Origin of the sequence: Paenibacillus sp. FSL H8-0079, from assembly GCF_037991315.1 — a bacterium.
Lineage (GTDB): Bacteria > Bacillota > Bacilli > Paenibacillales > Paenibacillaceae > Paenibacillus.
The window spans coordinates 422,431-439,521 of the sequence record NZ_CP150300.1; the positions used below are offsets into that span (position 1 = coordinate 422,431).

Below are 17,091 nucleotides of genomic sequence, written 5' to 3' on the forward strand. Positions count from 1 at the left end.
CTAGAGACAGTAAAAGAAGGAGGGATTCCACTTGCATAACAAGGCTGAACGTTTGAAAAAAAGTAAAACCCCGGCACCCAAAACAGGCAACGATCACGGAGATCGTCTGCCGCCGGGACAGATGCTGACGGAGAAGTTCCCGATTCTGCATGAAGGGGAAGTGCCGGAATATGACTTGTCCACGTGGGATCTGAAGGTATTCGGCGAAGTGGAAGAGGAGAAGGTCTTCTCCCTAGCTGAGTTGCAGGCAATGCCTCAGGTGAACACGGTGAGTGATATTCACTGTGTTACCCGTTGGTCGAAATTTGATACGCCGTGGGAAGGTATTCGCTTTTCCGATTTTGTGAAGCTTCTGGGGGTTAAACCGGAAGCGAAATACGTCATGATCCACGCGGATCATGATTATGAGACGAATGTACCACTTGAAGAATTGATGCATGATGATGTATTGCTTGCATTCAAATATAACGGCGAGCCACTGACACCCAAGCATGGTTTTCCGCTGCGTATGGTCGTGCCACAACTCTACTTCTGGAAGAGTGCGAAGTGGATACGTGGTCTGGAGTTTATGACAGAAGACCGTAACGGATTCTGGGAAGTGAATGGTTTCCACCATTTTGCCGATCCGTTCAAGGAACAACGCTTCTCGGGTGAAGATCTGCCGATTCCGGAAGACGAGTGGACGAAGAAGGAGTTTGATTGATATGTTGATGCCTATTTTGCAAATTCATTCAGAAGACATGCCGGCATATGCCATCGTCTGTGGTGATCCGGCACGTGCGGAGAAGATTTCCCGCAAGCTGGAGCAGGCGAGAGAACTGGCGTTCAGTCGGGAGTATCGCACGTTTGTTGGATTGTATAAAGGGGTACAGATCGCTGTGGTCAGCCATGGTGTAGGTTCACCTGGAGCAGCTGTCTGCTTCGAGGAATTGATTCGGGCGGGTGTAACGACTCTGATTCGTGTAGGTACAGCGGGATCGTATACAGCCAAATATCCGGCAGGTAGTGTGATTGTGAGTACAGCAGCCGTTCGTACAGACGGGTTGACTCGCCAACTGGTGCCGGATGGTTTCCCAGCGGTAGCGGACATTGGGGTGACGCAAGCACTGATCGAGGCTGCTCGTGAGCAGGGGAGCGCGGATACTGCAACGTTTGCAGGCAAAGTGGGTGTTGGTATCACCGTAACGCTGGATGCGTTCTTTGCAGGCGTGGAAGAGATTCCACACCGCAAGTATAAGCAGGCTGGAGCACTTGCGGCCGAGATGGAAATTGCGGCGCTTTACATCGTCAGCAGCTTGCGTGGCGCTCGCGCCGGAGCGATTGTCGCGATCGATGGATTCGCAGACAGCGATCTGGCAGCCGAGTATGATCCGCATACGGATGCGGTTGGACAAGCGGTGGAGCGCGAGATTAATGCAGCTCTGCGTGCGCTAGCGGTGCTTGCTCGTCAGGATCAGGCGTAGGCTGGTTAAGACAAGGATGCATTTATGCTCATTGTTACAAAGCAAGACAGTAGATGATTTCCATTTGAGGTGGACAACATAAAAGGGCGTCCTGTAAGGTCACGAATATGACCTTGGGGACGTCCTTTTTAAAAATTTGTATTCGGAATTCGCAGCAAAAAAGAAACTCATCTTCCAGCTGAACGTGGAAAATGAGTTCCTTTTTATGAGTTTTGATCAGCTCTATACATAGCCTTTAGAGAGTTGATTTTTTTTTGTTATATTTATCTGAGTTCATTTTCCATACATAACAGTTTTTTATGATGCTTGAAATTGAAGTGATAATACAAAGCGAGACAAGTATTATTATTCCGGGTGAACTCCATTGTATACGAAAGACCTCTAAAGTATGCATAAAGCCATAGCTAAAACCATACCAGGTTAAAATTAAAACCGTACAAAATACAAATGTATAAACACCAATAAGAAAAGGTTTCAGGAAACAGAATTTTAAAATGCCAGTTGCTTGCATCTTCATCCATTTATCATGATTAAAATTCAAGTAAACAACCCCTTAGTAAACATTATCTGTTCGTATAAGCGGTAATCGTGGTCTGAAGAAAATCAGTAAAGTCGAAGGTATAGCCAAGTGGAGCATAGTTAGTTGGTTGAACAACTGTTTTGGAAGAAAGATTAGAGATTACACGTAAGTATCGAATCCCTTGTTTATTATCAAATTCCCAAGAGTTTACAACTCCTTTCCATAACGTCCACCGATCCTCGTAATGTGCATTAGGACTGATATCTCTAGTGAAGTAACCATCAATAATTATACTACCGTAAGCACCCGTGAGAGCTCCTATAATAATTCCTGCAGTTAAGGGGCCGCCCAATGCTGCGATAAAAAGAGAAACTCCAACGCCTATTGCCATACTTCTGGTAATGCTGACTTTCTTTTCTGATGTACGAGTAATTCCACCATCCTTAGTATACCCTTTTGCTGTTAACCCTGTAATAAAATGATCAGTATATGAACTTTTATACGTATAACCTGCAGTGGAGAATGGAGTTATCAAGTCGGATGCAGGTTCTTCTGAAAAAATACTTGATCCCGTATCTTCTGTAATGTAGTCACTTGGTTTCAGAATCGTCGTTGTATATGTTTCATTGTTAAATGTAAGGCTATTCTGGGAAACGGCATTATATTGTTTGTGGACTAGAATATCATTTTCCAGATCTGTTTTTGCAGAATGATCCAGTAAACCATTAATATATACTATAATCGTGCCGTCCTCTTCTTGAACTACTCTGGTCGTATTATCATTTTGATCAATAAATGTAAATTCATTATCATTAGCTGAATTTGGTGTTTGTGGAGCTGCAGCTGCAGTTAAAACGGGTGTGAGTAACAAGACAACAGATAACATAAAAGATAATATAGTTTTATTTTTCATACTTGCCTCCAATTTCTATTTAATGTATATATTATCCATCTTAATTAGATCGATGTCCATCTGTTTGAGATAAATAGGAATAAAGTTTCATAGTCATTTAACTAATGAATTAATACGAAATCTGTTTATATTGGTGGATATAGAATCACTTTATATTTTATAAAATCGGTTCTTAAGACCTGCATTTTAGTATCTTAAAATGTTGTTAGGAGAATGATAATGCAGAAAATGGGCACGTTATATAAAGGAACATCAACATGAACACGAAAAAGGGAGGACTCTACGATGACACAGAACAATCAACCTCAGGACGAGGCGGAAATTCGCAACAAGCTGGATGAAGACGGGGATTCCTTGATGGAGAAAAAGAAAATTTTAAGCGGAGTGGACATTGAGCCGCAGGCGGACGAATGGGCAGCGAAGCCATCACCCGTTGCTTTTAATGAAGGAAATGCTTCTTCGAAGAAATAAACAACATGAGCATCATATGGACTTGATGAAATAAAATTAAATTTAGCGAAGCAGGTACCCTGATGGTATCTGCTTTTCGTTGTATAATAATGTAAAAATTTATGTGACGAAAGAGTGATGGGGATGAGTACGGGTACGATTAACATCAGAAAGGCTGAAATAAGGGACTACTCGGGCGTGTCATTGCTGATGGATGAGCTGCACCAGATGCATGTCGAGGCGCGGCCGGATCTATACAGAGCGTTAGAGACCAGAATGGAGGAAAAGGAGTTCACCGAACTGCTGGAAACGGACAAGCGTTACCTGTATGTTGCCGAGTCTTCGGAAACGGGCTTGATTCTGGGTTACGGGAGTGCGCAGTTAAGTATTATTCAAGATAACCCATTGACGGTGGATCGCAAGATGCTGTACATCCATGAACTTGTAGTTGATACCAAGCATCGGGGTCAAGGGACAGGAAAGCTGTTAATTCAAGCTTTGATTGAACTTGGAAGAGAGCTTCAGGCAGACAGCTTGGAATTATCCGTGTCGACTTTTAACTCTGGCGCGCAGGCCTTCTATGAACAGATGGGTCTGGTCGTCCGTAGCAGCAGGATGGAGTATACCTTGTAAGGCGGGACCAGTAGAGTGGAAGGAACATTAGCATGGAGGGGAGGGTCACGAGGATATGGGAAGCATTAATAAAAAAGAACAACTGGGCGAGACTAGCATTCTGCAATCTTCTGAGGATGTGGAATATCTTGTTCACAGTGTGCAAAAACTGTTGGAGGAGCCTGACGCAGTAATACAATCATGGGAAGTTGAACGCATTAATCTGGAGCTACTTAATTTCACCACATCAGGTATTTATCGAATACGTGGAACGGCTACCATAGTTGGAGCATCACTGTCATGGTCACTTATTTTGAAATGCATTAAACCGGACTCAGCAGAGAAGGAAGATGTTACATACCATAACTATTGGAAAAGAGAAGCAGAGATATTCTCATCAGGGCTACTCGATCATTTACCGGGGCGTATCATAGCTCCGCGTTGTTTCGCTATACAGGATAGACCGGACCACACCATTGGGTTGTGGATGGAAGATGTGTCTCGTCATTCGAGGTTTGATCATGTCTGGCATCTGGATGATTGGGGATGGATCGCCGAACGCCTTGGTGAATTTCACGGAGCTTATCTCACGGGAACTTCACTACCCCAACAAGAATGGATCTGTCCGTATTGGCTCAAATCTTGGGTTAGGGGGTGTCGTCAGTATGCCCCTTCAATCCAAGAGCCTAAATTGGAAAGTGGACATGGTGTTGATGGTACTAGAGCTGGAGAAAGGCATATTGGCATAGGAGATTCGCAGAGGAATGCCAGTGGGGGAAGTAAACAGGAGCAGGCCCATTCGATCTGGCAGTGGTTCAACCAATATAGCGAACAGATGGACAAGATTTTAATTACACTTGAACAATTGCCACGAGTTCTGTCACATCAGGATTTGGGTAAAGGCAATATATTTTTGCCATCAGAACGTCTGGACGATAGCGTACTTACTCTCATTGATTGGCAATTCATGAGTATTTCTGGCGTTGGTGAAGAATTAGGGAAGCTGTTTGGGGTTAACGCAAGTTTTGGGCATATTTCAGCAGAGGACATATCTGCAGTTAAAGAGGAAGTGTTCGATCGCTATGTAGACGGACTTCGGACAGCAGGGTGGATGGGTGATGAAAGAGTTGCAAGGTATGGCTACTGTGTCGCAGTTGCAGCTCGAAGTATGTGGGAAGTTCCTGAGTGGTTGAAATGGGTCGAGCAGTCATGTACTGCTTCAGATATTAATGAGGAGCTTGATCAGAAAATAAGTACCCGTGCCCGGATTATAACTATTCAGAAAGAGATGTCATTCGAAGCAGCTGAGCTGGCTCATGCTTTATTTAATCAGGAATAAGCCAATCCATTTTCATCAAAATATCAGAATACTCTTGAATACCCCCATGGGGTATGTTAATCTTAGAAAAGAACGAAAGAAAAGGGGTGTTCATGATGGATCATCAGAGCCATCCCGAGGAACCTTTGCAATCCTCCGTAACTGATTCAACAACTGAAGCTTCGGATATAGTTCAAGAAGCGGTATCTTGTCATACCGAAGGCAGTGACGGGAAGCATGTGCGTAAGAGTCACCATTCGCAGGAGATGAAGAGTAACCTGGTTTCTCGTTTGAACCGTGTAGAAGGTCAGATTCGCGGGATCAAGGGATTGATCGAAAAGGATACGTACTGTGATGATGTGCTGACGCAGATTGCGGCGGCTCAGTCTGCTCTGAATTCGGTAGGTAAGCTTCTGCTTGAAGGTCATATGAAGAGCTGTATCGTTGAGCGCATTCAGGCTGGTGAACATGAGGTTGTGGATGAACTGCTGGTTACAATGCGGAAGTTAATGAAGTAAGTTATATCAAATTTAACAAATCAAGTTATCATTTTTAATATACCCCAAGGAGGAATTTACAATGTCTAATGTTACGTTGAGCGTTACAGGAATGTCTTGCAATCACTGTGTGAAGTCGGTTGAAGAAGCTGTGAAGAATGCTGGAGCGAGCGGTCAGGTGGATCTGGCAGCGGGAACGGTAGCGGTGGAATATGATGAGCAGACGGTGAACGTGGATCAGATCAAGGCTGCGATTGAAGATCAGGGGTACGATGTAGTCTAACTGCATCACAGGCTTAAACCTGGCTCATGGCGAAAAAAGAGGTCAAAGGCCTTTCCCACGAGCCAGGTTTAAGCCTAATTTTCTGTCTAATATATACCCCTAAGGGGTATGTTGATGCAATATACAATAAATTGAATCGATATGAAAGGAGCTGACATGATGGATAACTCAACGAGTAAACCAACGGATAGATCATCTGAACCCACACCAATGCCAACTATGGCAGACGCACCAGGACTAAAGACAACACTGCACATCACGGGTATGACGTGTGCTGCATGTTCCACGCGAGTGGAGAAGGGCTTGTCCCGCATGGAAGGGGTACATCAGGCCAATGTGAACCTTGCCATCGAACAGGCAACCGTATCTTATGATCCGAAGACAACCAACGTGAATGCGTTGCGGGATAAAGTAGAGGCGCTTGGCTACGGTACGGTGTCCGAATCGGTTGATCTGAACATCACGGGTATGACGTGTGCTGCTTGTTCTGCCCGGATCGAAAAAGGTCTTTCCCGACTGCCGGGGGTATCTCAGGCGAATGTGAATCTGGCGCTGGAAACAGGGCATATCGAATATGCCGCTGGCGCACTCAAACCTTCGGATATTACCGCCAAGATCAAGCAGATGGGCTACGGTGCTGAACTGCAATTGACGCAAGAAGAGACCAAATCGGTTCGTGAACGTGAGCTGCAACGCAAAAAGTGGAAATGGATGATATCTGCTTTGTTATCGATTCCGTTGCTGTGGGCAATGGTCGGGCATTTCTCGTTCACATCCGGAATCTATGTCCCAGAGCTGTTCATGAACCCTTGGTTCCAGCTGCTACTGGCCACGCCAGTACAGTTCGTGATTGGGTGGCAGTTCTATGTGGGGGCATACAAAGCACTGCGCAACCGCAGCGCCAATATGGACGTTCTCGTCGCACTGGGTACCAGCGCAGCGTTTTTCTACAGTCTGTATCTGACGCTATCCAGTGGGTACTTACCTTCTACAACCATGGATCATGGGGCAATGGGAACGAGCACAGCCGCCATGCCTTCGGTAGAACTTTATTATGAGACAAGTGCAATTCTAATTACGTTAATTTTACTGGGAAAATGGTTCGAGGCTGTAGCGAAAGGTCGCTCTTCACAGGCAATTAAAAGCTTGATTGAACTGGCTCCACGTGAAGCTCGTGTCATTCGTGATGGACAGGAAGTTGTGGTTCCTGCCGCATATGTTGCAGTGGGTGATCTGGTCCTGGTGAAGCCGGGGGACAGCATCCCGGTGGATGGTATCGTTGAAGAGGGGCAGTCCTCTGTGGATGAATCCATGCTAAGCGGAGAGAGCCTTCCCGTGGATAAAAAACCGGGAGATGCCGTTACAGGTGCTACGCTAAACAAAAACGGGGTATTACGACTGCGTGCGACCCGAGTGGGATCGGACACGGCTTTGTCCCAGATTATCAAAGTAGTCGAGCAAGCTCAGGGTTCCAAAGCACCGATCCAGCGGATTGCTGATGTCATATCAGGTATATTTGTTCCGATTGTCGTGGGTATTGCTGCGCTGACATTCCTGATCTGGTATCTGTTCGCAAGTCCGGGTGACTTCGCCGGTTCCCTTGAAAAAGCGATTGCTGTGCTCGTCATTGCTTGTCCATGTGCACTGGGGCTGGCAACGCCGACCTCCGTCATGGCTGGATCAGGACGTGCGGCTGAATATGGCATTCTGTTCAAAGGCGGTGAACATCTGGAGTCGGCACAACAGATTCAGACTGTGGTGCTCGACAAAACAGGTACAGTAACTCAAGGTAAACCGGTGCTTACGGATGTCGTCACGGCTCCGAATTGGACGGAATCCGATCTGCTTGAGCGAGTAGGAGCGGCCGAACAGAGTTCCGAGCACCCGCTGGCAGAGGCGATTGTTGCAGGTATCCGTGCCAAGGGTCTGGAGCTGACCCCAACAGAGAAGTTCGAGAACATACCGGGATATGGCGTGCGAGCTTCATTAAACGGGCAGGAAATTCTGGTGGGTACGCGGCGGTTACTTGCGGATGCACAGGTGAATGTCTCCGAGGAAACCGTTCAGCAGATGAACCATCTGGAGGAGCAGGGACGTACAGCGATGCTGGTTGCAGTAGACGGTCAGTGGGCAGGCATCGTCGCTGTGGCTGACACCATCAAGGATACCTCTCGCGAAGCCATCGGTCGTCTTCAGGCGATGGGAATCGATGTCATCATGATCACAGGAGACAATGAGCGCACAGCTCGCGCTGTGGCAGAACAGGCAGGCATCGGTAAAGTACTGGCTGAGGTTTTGCCGGAAGGCAAAGCTGTGGAAGTGAAGAAACTTCAGGAGAGTGGTCTGAAAGTCGCGATGGTAGGTGACGGCATTAATGATGCTCCGGCACTCGCTACAGCGGATATTGGAATGGCCATCGGAACAGGAACGGATGTAGCGATGGAAGCGGCGGATATTACCTTGATGCGCGGGGATCTGAACAGCATTGCAGATGCGATTGAGATGAGCCGGCGCACGATGGGTAACATCAAACAAAACCTGTTCTGGGCACTCGGTTACAACGTTATTGGTATTCCTATTGCGGCAGTTGGCTTCTTGGCTCCATGGCTGGCAGGGGCGGCGATGGCATTCAGCTCCGTGTCGGTTGTCCTGAATGCGCTGCGTCTGCAACGCATGAAGTTGAAGAGAACTGACTGACCGACCTTTTTTTGGAGATATATTCAACGCCTCATTGTAATAAAGAGTGGATATACAAATGCGCGGTTCGCTGCGGCGGACCGTGTTTTTTGTTGAGAAAAATACAGTTAAGTGGCCAGGAAATTACGCACTGTACGCTAGACTATAAGTTATTTCCTTCGGGAAAAGGATAGCGTAATGACCTTTTTTGAAAATGGATCAATTGTATTCATGAATGAAGCTTGTGTTTTCTGAATTTTTCAAAAATCAGTTGACATTATGGACATATTCACATAAAATTTAAACGATCGTTTGATTCAAACAACTGTTTAAATCAAATTAGAACTAATTGAGTAATGGAGGACACCTTTTATGTTACAGGCTTTACGTACATTGTTTAAAAAACCGCCAGTGATTGTAGGGATCGTAACAGCACTTATGTTCCAAGTGATCTTTAGCGTGATCTGGATGACCGCATATTCTGGAGTAAATGACCGTACGAAAGAATTGACGGTTGCGATTGTGAACGAGGACGGCGAAATGTCCAAAGGAATCGTGGATTCACTCGCAGGAACACTGCCTTTCCACACCGTATCCAATCTGAGTGCGGCTGAAGCGTTGGATCAGCTGAATCATCACAAAGTACACATGGTGCTGGCTATCCCGGCTGGATTTAACGAATTGCTTCAGACGGCTGGCTCAACCGCCGAGATTAAATACACCATTAATGAAGCAAATCCGGTTACGATTAAAAGCATGATGCAAGGTGTATCACAAAGTGTGACAAACACGATTAACAAACAAGCTACAGCACAAGGCGTACAGACGGTGTTGACCGCTTCAGGTGCACCTGCGGATCAGGCAGCTGAAGCCGCTACGAACCTGACTACCCGAGTGGAAGGAACGACAACATCCATCAACCCGGTTAACGGGATGAATAATCAGATGGTACCAATGATGATGGTACTGGCTTCGTATGTAGGAGCCATGATCATGGGGATGAATCTCCAGACAGCGATGGGCATGTTGTCCTCTACCTATTCCCGCTTGACTTTGTTTGGCGCAAGAGTAGTTATTAACGTGGGTTCTGCATTGGTCGTTTCCTTGCTGGGATCATCATTGATCATGGCATTGGGCGGACAGATTGAACAAGGATTCGTCGCATTCTGGTTGTTCCAGGCGCTCTTCCTGTGCACGTTCATGTTCTTCTCCCAGTTCTTCCTGATCTGCTTCGGACCGGCAGGAAGTCTGTTCAACATCATCTCACTGTCATTGCAACTGGTATCCTCCGGTGCAATGGTACCGCGTGAATTGCTGAACAGCTTCTATAGCGGCATCGGGCAGTACCTGCCTGCAACATACGCCGTTCAGGGTATTCTGAGCGTGCAGTTGGGAGGCCCAGGAGTTCAGTCTGCTGCGGGCTCTATCGTGATTGTATTGTTGGTTGCAGTTGCTTTGTCACTGGTCGTGACATTGTTGAAAAAACAACGCATGCCAGCTGGGGCACCAAGCCCGGCTCAAGCGAACAACTAATACAGCAGATGTATAAGATGCATATCTTTGCTTTATAGGATAGGACAAGCACCCCGATGATTTTCATCGGGGTGCTTGGTGTAATATAATAGACAGATAGATTACCTGACTACAGCTCTTGAGCTGGAGCGAATGAAATGAACGGACAAGAGGGAGCGGGACGGAATGACGGAACCGGAGTTGGATATCAAAACGAGGATACTGCTTGCAGCCAAGAAGCTTTTTGCACAGCAGGGGTATGACGGGACGAGTGTTCGTCAAATCTGTGATGAGGCGGGTGCGAATGTGTCGCTGGTCTCATACCATTTTGGCGGAAAAGAAAAGGTGTTCGAAGCATTATTTGAGCATTTCTTCCCGGATCACATGATGAATTCGCTGGCTGAAGAGTCCATGTCCTCGCCTGTGGAAGGTATCCGACGAATTATTGGTGAAGTTGTGAAGTTCACGATGACGGATCGGGAGATGAGCGATATTGTGCAGCTTGAAATTACGCTGCGTACACATCGCACAGCTACCGTATTTCGTTTTCTGGACCCTGTCTGGACCCGAGTGAGAGAACTGCTGCAAGAAGGAAAAGACCAGGGGTTGTTCCAGATCGAGTCGGTATCTTATGCAATGCTTCAGGTTATGGGTGTGGCTTTGGCGCACAAACGGGCCAAGAATTCACGATTTGGCTTTGATTATCAAGATATGAATACAGACGAGCTCGCTGAGCAGACGATTGAGTTCGTACTTCGAGGATTGGGAGTGAACAGCCATGAATGAAACCATTGAGTTGATGATGAAACACCGTTCTGTACGCAAATTCAAGCCAGACCCAGTAAGTGATGAGCAGCTTGCAGCCATCGTAGCGGCTGGACAGATGGCTTCTTCTTCAAGTAGTGTGCAAGCATATACCGTAGTTGCTGTGACTGACTTAGAGCAAAAAGCCAAGCTGGCTGAATTGGCAGGCAACCAGGCCTATGTCAATGAATGTCCGGTGTTTCTTGTATGGTGTGCCGATCTGTATCGGTTGAGTGATGCTGCGAAACGTCATCTTCCTGAGAAGGAATCGTATGCCGATTCCACAGAGAATTTCATGGTAGCCACAATTGATGCCGCACTGGCTTCCCAGAATGCCGCTCTTGCAGCAGAGTCACTGGGATTTGGAATTGTATATATTGGCGGGCTTCGTACTCGAATTGAGGAAGTCGCTGAGCTGTTGGGATTGCCGGAGGGCGTATATCCGGTGTACGGCATGTGCATTGGTGTTGCAGATCAGGAAACGGGAATTCGCCCGCGTCTGCCACTGGATGCAGTTCTGCATCGTAATCGTTATAATGCCGAGCAGAGCATTAAAGGTGTTGAGCAGTATGATGAGACTACGACAGCGTATATGAAAGAACGGACCAATGGAGAACGAACGACCCCATGGTCCGAGCTAATGGCGAAGCGCCTGACTGAGCCAACACGGTTGCAGGTGAGACCGTTCCTGGAAGGCAAAGGATTTTTGAAGCGTTAAGATTTATATATAGATTAGAAGTCAGTCGGTGCGCAGCCGACTGGCTTCTTTGTGCTGAGCTGTAATGTGTTGTGCTGAGTTGGCAGGGCAAGCGAGTGTGCTTGCTTCTACCTAATTTTGAATTAAGTTAAGCCGTAGAAACGCTTCGTATTCTGATAAAAGAGACGGGCGGCCCGCTCAGTTCCCATGCCGGTGATCTCACTCCAAGCCTGAATGACCTGTCTGGTCATGGCCGGGTGTGTCATTCTTCCCTGAAAAGGTCCTTCGAAGGGCCAAGGTCCGTCAGTCTCCGCCATGACTTGTTCCGCTGGATATTGCCGGGCGAGTTCACGAATCTCTTCTTCATACCGAATATCCGGCGTGAAAGAGATGAAATAGCCGTTGTCCGCCATGCGCCTTACGGTTTCGCGAGATCCTTTGAACCAGTGGAAATGAGCACGTCGGAACTGGTATTGCTCCAGTAGATCACAGACGATATCCGCATCTTCGTATACCGCATGAAGGACAAGTGGTTTGTTATGCTTTTTGGCGAGCTGGATGAAACGTTCGAGCAGCTCGATATACCCGCTCTGATCGAAGTGCTGCCCTGCCTGCTCAGCCTCCTGACGGTTGTAATAGGGAAGACCGACTTCTCCTATGGCTGTGGCTTGTCCCATATGCTTCTCGATCCATTGGAAGAACAGATCCATTTCTGCAGTGGAAGGCAGCTCCTGTTCCGGATGGAAACCGAAAGCCGGATAGATGGTGCGTGGATGTTGCTTTGCAAGCTCCAGATTGGCCTGGGCAGAAGAGAGGTTCATGGACACGGCGATGACTGCTTCGACTTGCTGAGACGGGAATGATAGCAGCATCTCACGTTGTTCGTCAGATGTATACTGATCGAAGTGAATGTGAGCATCAATCAATGGTGCAAAAGCTTGAGAATGCACGAGGGAATTCCTCCTTGTGTTCATTTATATTTTAACTATGTTACGTAGAATTTTTTATGGTGGATCACCCATTAAAGGAAAATAATAACTTAAAAACCCGCGCTATCATGATAGGCGGGCTTTCTGCTGTTCTTCTCTCATCCACTGTGCAATCTGCCGTTTACGCTCAAGGAATGCGGATTCCTCCGTAATTTCTTCTCGTCTTGGGCGATCAAAAGGAACATGTACCTCATGCAACACCGTTGCAGGTCGGTTGGATAATACATAGACTCGATCCGCAAGCAGCAATGCTTCTTCGATGTTGTGGGTGATGAACAGCACCGAGCGGCGGTTCTGTTCCCAGATATCGAGCAGCCAGCGCTGCATGTCACTACGTGTCAGTGCATCCAGCGCGCTGAAAGGTTCGTCCAGCAGCATCAGTTCCTGCGGACTGAGCAGGGCACGCAAAAAGGCAGCACGCTGCTGCATTCCGCCCGACAGCATATGAGGATAGGCCTGCTCGAACCCGGCAAGTCCCACGCTGCTTAACCACTTTCGAGCCTCTGCAAGTGCTTCTGCCCGAGGGGGAGCATTTATCGCTACTTCACCAGCAAGTAGTACATTATCTTCAATGGTACGCCATGGGAAAAGAGCGGGCTGTTGAGGCATATAACTAATCTTGCCACGCTGTCCCGTCACATCATGACCATTCATCAGCACTTGCCCTTCCTGTGGCTTCAGCAGACCGCCGACGATATGGAACAGGGTGCTTTTGCCGCAGCCAGAAGGACCAACGATAGCGACAAACTCACCTTGCTCGACAGTCAGGGACAGGCCGTCCAGAACCGATAGCCTACTCCGTCGCTCGCGGAATGATGCATGAACATTAACAACGTCCAGTGCAGGTGGAACCGGAGCAGGAGTAGAATTGGCAGGCCGATCAGGTGTAGCCGGGTGAGGTTTTTCACCGTGCTTTGGCTCCAATGCACTTGCTCCTCGTCCAGGCTGGACTTGTTCGTCCTGTTGCCGATTCATATGATCATCACTTCCTAATATACAGATTACATGCTTTACTACCGCTTCTGTGGTCGCCAGCGTACGAGCAGCTTCTCCAGCAGCGCAATGAACAGGAAGAGCAGCAAGCTGAGCGCGACAATAATCATGATCGCCACGAATAGGCGATCCGTGCGATAAGCTGACTTTTGCAGCATCATATAATAACCAATACCCTTGTCTGCACCAATCCATTCGGCGATGATGGCACCCATCACGCTATAGGTAGCGGCGATTTTGACACCGGAGAACACGGATGGCAGGGCATGGGGGAGCTCCAGCTTCCAGAAGATATGACGACGCTTGGCACCAGCCATGCGCATATAGTTCATCATGGCCGCGTCAGTACGTGTCAGGCCATCCATGGCCGCCACCGCAACGGGGAAGAAGCAGACGAGGATGATGGTAATCAGTTTGGGCAACAGCCCGAATCCGAACCAGATTAACAGGAGCGGCGCGAGCGCGATGGTCGGAATATTTTGACTAAGAATAAGTAAAGGATACAGGGCTGACTTGAGAAAAGGGACCAAATGCAGCACCATAGCAATCAGTAATCCAACCGCGGTGCCAGCAGCGAATCCGATCAGCGTTAATTGAATGGTAGCAGAGGCGTGCATGACAAGTCGCTCGGCCTGTGTTGCCGCTTCGCGGGCGATATCGGACGGTGCGGGCAGCATCCATTTCTCAATATGGAATAGGGAGACGGCTCCCTGCCATATTGCTATAAAGAGAATAACCGCCACAATGGGCGGCCATACGCTTTTGAAATAGGCATGCATTAGCGATATTTCTCCGTCAGGGTATCCATGCTGAAGCCAGAAGGGCTATGGGCAATCTTGATCTGGGAGATGATGCTTGGGCTGCCAGCCTCCACGAGTACCTCGTGCATTTTACGGACAACCTCCAGCAGTTCCTCCAGTTCCCCCTCCATCGTGGTGTCGAGCGCGTTCACCTGATACTTCAGGCCAGATTGCTGAATAACTTCAATGGCGCGATCTACGTAAGGGTAAGAGTTCTCGCCATTTGGCGTTTTCGGAATAACTTGAATGCTAAGTAATGTGCTTGCCATGAGAGATCACGGCTCCTTTCGTGATAAATTGCATGAATTGAACCAGATTTACACTTATAACTTCGATTGCAGTACCCTCTTCCGATCGCTGTTATCCCCAGATTTTTTTTGATTCCCTTTCTCTAAAGGGAAAATCCGGTGATAGCGTATGCTTCCGATGCAGCTTTCTTTCAGAAAGCTTTTAGGAGACCGCTTCGCTTTTTTACGTTATTTCTGTCCTCTCCGTCCTCGTGTAAATATTAAGTTCGTTTTATATGAGAATTTTATTGGGGTAAAAACTCGTTCGTATATGCTTTGCTCACATCGATCTGTTCATCCAGCAGTTTTTTGCTAAACATCCAGTCGGTGTAGTTCTGCCACACTTCCTGTTTTTGTTCTCCCCAGCGTGGGGCGTCATCTGTGTACTTGGGACTGAGCCACTTCTGGCTTGCTAGTACCAATTCCTTGTCCAGATCCGGTACAGCTTTGATCAGAATGTTCGCTGCGTCTTCGGGATGATCAATCGCATATTGATACCCTTCGGAAGTGGCTTTCAGGAATGCTTTCACCAGCTCAGGGTCGTTCTGAATCGTCTGTTCGTTTGTCACGAGGACAGGCGTGTAATAATCCAGTGCATCTGAATAATCTTTCACGTATAACATGTCGATCGGTTCCCCGCGCAGTTCGGCTTCAATACCTGTCCAAGCGTAGAAAATCCACGCGAAATCAATGTCCCGTTTTACTGCAGTGAAAAAGTCAGCGTCACCCATGTTAATGTTTTTTACTTTGGATACATCGGCGCCTTCGCCTTCCATAATGGATTGCATCACGGCTTCTTCCACTGGGGAACCCCAACCGCCATAGGTTTTACCTTCAAAATCTTTCGGCGATTTGATATTCCGATCCGCCGGAGCAGCGAACCCGGATGTATTATGCTGAATAACTGCTGCAATGGAGACGAGTGGGACACCCTGTGTGCGGGCTTGAGTTACACTCTCCTGATAGCTTACACCAAAAGGCACTTCATTCGATGCAACCATCGTATCTGCGCCACCGGCACCTGGTTGAACAATCTCAACATTCAAGCCTGCGGCCTTGTAAAAACCTTGATCCACGGCCGCATACAGGCCGGTATGATTCGTATTCGGTGTCCAGTCGAGCACCACTTTAATATCTTTCAGGGCGAAAGTGTCACCTTCGTTGCTGCTTTCCGTATTGGTGTTGCCGTTCTGTGCTGCCGGGGCAGCTTCTTTGCCGCCACATGCGGCTACCGTCACCAGTAGTACGCATAAGAGCAACAGTCCCATTGTTTTACGCCAATTCATGTTTGATTCTCTCCTTCGGTATGTCCGGCCGATTGGCACGGTGTACTCCTTGGCTTCATATCCAATCATCTTGCATAAATCGACAGATTTATACCAGTTGAGATCTGGATGACGTTATTTTTGAACGTAAGTAAAACGTCCATCGATGTCATTCAAGGAAGCCAGACCGCGTTTAGCGGCAGTTTTTCTTGCCATATCAGGAAGGTGATGCTTCCAAACTTATACTTCTGATAGTAACAAAAAAAGCGCCCCGTATTCCGGGACGCGTGCAGGCGTTAGAGAGGTGGCGTGCAGCCATAGGGCTGTGCCATTTCGATATACTCCGATTCCTACGCTGGCATGATCCAGATCAGGTCTAAGGGTTAGTATCTTGGTGGGATACACTCTCAGCCGGCCAATTCCGACTCCCCTGGGAAACTATGAAGTTACGGGCATTACTAGGTGTTATTATAGGCCAGTGGGTGGAACGTGTCCAGTCAGGAACTGGATAGCGTGCGGTCGAGTGGAGCATGCCATCCATCAAAGGAATTACACAGGTTACTATTGAACCGTCCTAATTGTTCACGCTCTAGCTGATGTACTTAACGTTGGAAGAATTCGATCCATTCTTTCTCCGGACCATAGATGAAGAAATAACGGTAACCGTTAGGCAGTGTAATGATTTCTCCATCGATAAATTCGGCTTCGGTGGCTTGGATGCGTTTGTACTCAGAATCAAGGTCATCCACATGGATGGCAAAATGGTGCACAGTTCCTTCGGCAGGCAGCTTGTCGCTGTACCCTTGAATTAACTCTATTTCAGTCTCATTGCTGCCATTGAAGCCGAGAAAGGCAAGCTGAATGACGCCGTTTGTATGCGTTACCCGGTCTTTCAGTTCCAGTCCAACAACCTCCGTATAGAAACGGAGTGTAGTATCCAGATCACGAACGGCAATGCCGACGTGGTCGATGCGCTTTTGAAAACTCATCGAAGTAATCCCCCTTATGATCC

General features: G+C 47.6%; 18 protein-coding genes and 1 riboswitch. Of the genes, 11 read left to right on the forward strand and 7 right to left on the reverse strand.

The window, feature by feature from the left end; all coding sequences use genetic code 11:
• Positions 1-31: 31 nt before the first annotated feature.
• Both MHI06_RS02020 and MHI06_RS02025 read left to right on the forward strand, forming a co-directional pair.
• Positions 32-703: a sulfite oxidase-like oxidoreductase gene (locus tag MHI06_RS02020; RefSeq protein ID WP_017691010.1), complete on the forward strand. Its 672-nt coding sequence runs from the start codon at positions 32-34 to the stop codon at positions 701-703.
• Between the two features lies 1 nt (position 704).
• On the forward strand, positions 705-1,463 hold the full coding sequence (locus MHI06_RS02025) for a nucleoside phosphorylase (protein WP_340400232.1): 759 nt from the start codon (positions 705-707) through the stop codon (positions 1,461-1,463).
• A gap of 563 nt (positions 1,464-2,026) precedes the next feature.
• Here MHI06_RS02025 and MHI06_RS02030 read toward each other — a convergent pair.
• A complete protein-coding gene (locus MHI06_RS02030) occupies positions 2,027-2,896 on the reverse strand; it encodes a hypothetical protein (protein WP_340400233.1) in 870 nt (289 codons plus the stop codon).
• A 285-nt stretch (positions 2,897-3,181) separates the two neighbouring features.
• On the opposite strand from MHI06_RS02030, the gene MHI06_RS02035 reads away from it, so the two are divergent.
• From MHI06_RS02035 to nfsA, 9 genes are all read left to right on the forward strand, one after another.
• On the forward strand, positions 3,182-3,367 hold the full coding sequence (locus MHI06_RS02035) for a hypothetical protein (RefSeq protein WP_017691007.1): 186 nt from the start codon (positions 3,182-3,184) through the stop codon (positions 3,365-3,367).
• A gap of 123 nt (positions 3,368-3,490) precedes the next feature.
• Positions 3,491-3,979, forward strand: a complete 489-nt coding sequence (locus tag MHI06_RS02040) for a GNAT family N-acetyltransferase (RefSeq protein WP_340400234.1) — start codon at positions 3,491-3,493, stop codon at positions 3,977-3,979.
• 55 nt (positions 3,980-4,034) lie between these two features.
• Positions 4,035-5,297: a hypothetical protein gene (locus MHI06_RS02045; protein ID WP_340400235.1), complete on the forward strand. Its 1,263-nt coding sequence runs from the start codon at positions 4,035-4,037 to the stop codon at positions 5,295-5,297.
• A 95-nt stretch (positions 5,298-5,392) separates the two neighbouring features.
• The gene (locus MHI06_RS02050) at positions 5,393-5,794 is read left to right on the forward strand and encodes a metal-sensitive transcriptional regulator (protein WP_340402032.1); all 402 of its coding nucleotides are present in this window, start codon (positions 5,393-5,395) and stop codon (positions 5,792-5,794) included.
• Between the two features lie 61 nt (positions 5,795-5,855).
• A complete protein-coding gene (locus tag MHI06_RS02055; protein ID WP_169480867.1) occupies positions 5,856-6,056 on the forward strand; it encodes a copper ion binding protein in 201 nt (66 codons plus the stop codon).
• A 219-nt stretch (positions 6,057-6,275) separates the two neighbouring features.
• Entirely contained in the window at positions 6,276-8,753 is a 2,478-nt protein-coding gene (locus MHI06_RS02060; protein ID WP_340402033.1) for a heavy metal translocating P-type ATPase, read from the forward strand.
• A 351-nt stretch (positions 8,754-9,104) separates the two neighbouring features.
• A complete protein-coding gene (locus tag MHI06_RS02065; RefSeq protein WP_340400236.1) occupies positions 9,105-10,265 on the forward strand; it encodes an ABC transporter permease in 1,161 nt (386 codons plus the stop codon).
• 165 nt (positions 10,266-10,430) lie between these two features.
• The gene (locus tag MHI06_RS02070; RefSeq protein WP_169480865.1) at positions 10,431-11,030 is read left to right on the forward strand and encodes a TetR family transcriptional regulator; all 600 of its coding nucleotides are present in this window, start codon (positions 10,431-10,433) and stop codon (positions 11,028-11,030) included.
• Positions 11,023-11,766, forward strand: coding sequence for an oxygen-insensitive NADPH nitroreductase (gene nfsA / locus MHI06_RS02075; RefSeq protein ID WP_340400238.1), 744 nt, complete (start codon positions 11,023-11,025; stop codon positions 11,764-11,766). Before MHI06_RS02070 ends, nfsA begins: the two co-directional genes overlap by 8 nt.
• 122 nt (positions 11,767-11,888) lie before the next feature.
• Here nfsA and MHI06_RS02080 read toward each other — a convergent pair whose 3' ends face one another.
• The 6 genes from MHI06_RS02080 to MHI06_RS02105 all read right to left on the reverse strand — a co-directional run bounded on the left by MHI06_RS02080 (position 11,889) and on the right by MHI06_RS02105 (position 17,068).
• Positions 11,889-12,719 carry a TatD family hydrolase gene (locus MHI06_RS02080; protein ID WP_340400239.1) on the reverse strand — a complete coding sequence of 277 codons (831 nt, stop codon included), beginning with the start codon at positions 12,717-12,719 and terminating at the stop codon, positions 11,889-11,891.
• Between the two features lie 81 nt (positions 12,720-12,800).
• Complete coding sequence (locus MHI06_RS02085; RefSeq protein WP_340400240.1) at positions 12,801-13,709, reverse strand: ABC transporter ATP-binding protein; 909 nt, start codon at positions 13,707-13,709, stop codon at positions 12,801-12,803.
• A gap of 38 nt (positions 13,710-13,747) precedes the next feature.
• A complete protein-coding gene (locus MHI06_RS02090) occupies positions 13,748-14,506 on the reverse strand; it encodes an ABC transporter permease (protein ID WP_340400241.1) in 759 nt (252 codons plus the stop codon).
• The gene (locus MHI06_RS02095) at positions 14,506-14,796 is read right to left on the reverse strand and encodes a thiamine-binding protein (protein ID WP_090904115.1); all 291 of its coding nucleotides are present in this window, start codon (positions 14,794-14,796) and stop codon (positions 14,506-14,508) included. The genes MHI06_RS02090 and MHI06_RS02095 overlap by 1 nt, the downstream gene beginning before the upstream one ends.
• Before the next feature lie 263 nt (positions 14,797-15,059).
• A complete protein-coding gene (locus tag MHI06_RS02100; RefSeq protein ID WP_340400242.1) occupies positions 15,060-16,100 on the reverse strand; it encodes an ABC transporter substrate-binding protein in 1,041 nt (346 codons plus the stop codon).
• Positions 16,101-16,408: 308 nt separating this feature from the next.
• A riboswitch (TPP riboswitch) is annotated at positions 16,409-16,521 on the reverse strand.
• A 160-nt stretch (positions 16,522-16,681) separates the two neighbouring features.
• Positions 16,682-17,068, reverse strand: a complete 387-nt coding sequence (locus MHI06_RS02105; RefSeq protein WP_340400243.1) for a VOC family protein — start codon at positions 17,066-17,068, stop codon at positions 16,682-16,684.
• Positions 17,069-17,091: the final 23 nt, after the last annotated feature.

Bases quoted from the DNA above. Each gene is read 5' to 3' on its own strand.
- MHI06_RS02040 (WP_340400234.1), top strand. From the start codon at position 3,491: ATGAGTACGGGTACGATTAACATCAGAAAGGCTGAAATAAGGGACTAC.
- MHI06_RS02025 (WP_340400232.1), top strand. From the start codon at position 705: ATGTTGATGCCTATTTTGCAAATTCATTCAGAAGACATGCCGGCATAT.
- MHI06_RS02095 (WP_090904115.1), bottom strand. From the start codon at position 14,796: ATGGCAAGCACATTACTTAGCATTCAAGTTATTCCGAAAACGCCAAAT.
- MHI06_RS02100 (WP_340400242.1), bottom strand. From the start codon at position 16,100: ATGAATTGGCGTAAAACAATGGGACTGTTGCTCTTATGCGTACTACTG.
- MHI06_RS02105 (WP_340400243.1), bottom strand. From the start codon at position 17,068: ATGAGTTTTCAAAAGCGCATCGACCACGTCGGCATTGCCGTTCGTGAT.
- MHI06_RS02090 (WP_340400241.1), bottom strand. From the start codon at position 14,506: ATGCATGCCTATTTCAAAAGCGTATGGCCGCCCATTGTGGCGGTTATT.
- nfsA (WP_340400238.1), top strand. From the start codon at position 11,023: ATGAATGAAACCATTGAGTTGATGATGAAACACCGTTCTGTACGCAAA.
- MHI06_RS02030 (WP_340400233.1), bottom strand. From the start codon at position 2,896: ATGAAAAATAAAACTATATTATCTTTTATGTTATCTGTTGTCTTGTTA.
- MHI06_RS02080 (WP_340400239.1), bottom strand. From the start codon at position 12,719: ATGAACACAAGGAGGAATTCCCTCGTGCATTCTCAAGCTTTTGCACCA.
- MHI06_RS02045 (WP_340400235.1), top strand. From the start codon at position 4,035: ATGGGAAGCATTAATAAAAAAGAACAACTGGGCGAGACTAGCATTCTG.
- MHI06_RS02055 (WP_169480867.1), top strand. From the start codon at position 5,856: ATGTCTAATGTTACGTTGAGCGTTACAGGAATGTCTTGCAATCACTGT.
- MHI06_RS02070 (WP_169480865.1), top strand. From the start codon at position 10,431: ATGACGGAACCGGAGTTGGATATCAAAACGAGGATACTGCTTGCAGCC.
- MHI06_RS02065 (WP_340400236.1), top strand. From the start codon at position 9,105: ATGTTACAGGCTTTACGTACATTGTTTAAAAAACCGCCAGTGATTGTA.
- MHI06_RS02060 (WP_340402033.1), top strand. From the start codon at position 6,276: ATGGCAGACGCACCAGGACTAAAGACAACACTGCACATCACGGGTATG.
- MHI06_RS02085 (WP_340400240.1), bottom strand. From the start codon at position 13,709: ATGAATCGGCAACAGGACGAACAAGTCCAGCCTGGACGAGGAGCAAGT.
- MHI06_RS02050 (WP_340402032.1), top strand. From the start codon at position 5,393: ATGGATCATCAGAGCCATCCCGAGGAACCTTTGCAATCCTCCGTAACT.
- MHI06_RS02035 (WP_017691007.1), top strand. From the start codon at position 3,182: ATGACACAGAACAATCAACCTCAGGACGAGGCGGAAATTCGCAACAAG.